The 335-nt window shown below is 33.7% G+C and carries 1 protein-coding gene; it reads right to left on the bottom strand.

All coding sequences use genetic code 11. The features are described from left to right. Positions 1–195: 195 nt before the first annotated feature. Positions 196–321: a CreA family protein gene (locus AACQ14_RS24860; protein WP_353514043.1), complete on the bottom strand. Its 126-nt coding sequence runs from the start codon at positions 319–321 to the stop codon at positions 196–198. Positions 322–335 lie beyond the last annotated feature (14 nt).

Here is a 335-nt window from a genome sequence, read left to right as displayed (position 1 = left end):
CTATAAAGCTCAGCTTAGTTTAATTAGCTATGTTTAAGTCAAAAACGGCTTTTATTTTGATTGTGATAAGCGATAATGATCACTGTGGAGTTCAGTGATCATTTTATTATCGGTGAATAGTTATTTTAATGATTATGTGTAGCCAGCCACTTAGTAATTAAACTTTCTTATTTCGTTACGGTATTCAAAGCGGATTTACCCATCATTTTTTAAGATGATTTGTGGTGCTGTATAGGCTTTAGTTCCCCATAACGGAACCGTAGAAAGACTATGCTTAAAACTTCCTGATGTTTCTTTGGTCGCGTAAGACAAATACATCAATGTTTGATTTTGGG

Source organism: Vallitalea maricola (genome assembly GCF_036985595.1).
GTDB classification, from domain to species: Bacteria; Bacillota; Clostridia; order Lachnospirales; family Vallitaleaceae; genus Vallitalea; species Vallitalea maricola.
This window is presented reverse-complemented; position numbering and strand designations above follow the sequence as displayed.